This is a genomic window from Lentzea albidocapillata (assembly GCF_000719115.1).
In the GTDB taxonomy this organism is placed as follows: domain Bacteria; phylum Actinomycetota; class Actinomycetes; order Mycobacteriales; family Pseudonocardiaceae; genus Lentzea; species Lentzea albidocapillata.
Window position 1 is genome coordinate 1 of the sequence record NZ_JOEA01000102.1, and the last position, 283, is coordinate 283.

The 283-nt window shown below is 72.4% G+C and carries 1 pseudogene; it reads right to left on the reverse strand.

The window, feature by feature from the left end:
* Positions 1 to 213 (reverse strand): annotated as a pseudogene (locus IG04_RS0142020) (sulfatase); the annotation flags it as partial.
* Positions 214 to 283: the final 70 nt, after the last annotated feature.

The window sequence follows — 283 nt, forward strand, 5'->3', positions numbered from 1 at the left end:
CTTGCCCTGCAACGAGGACAGCAGCCCGGACTGACCGCGGAACGCGTCGGCCGAAGCCTCCGCCGCGAACACCTCCCGGTCGTTCAGCCCCACCTGGACGCGCCGCGCGTGGTCGACCAGCGACGTCGCGGCGGCGTCGGAGTAGACCGGAACCCCTGGCACGGCAAGAGAAAGGCACACCACCACCGCTGCGGCCACGGCCCGGATGGCCACGGGACGCCTTCCGGCGGCGACAGAACCGAGGCGCTGCACCGAAACCGCCGCGACGAACACGATCCCGGCG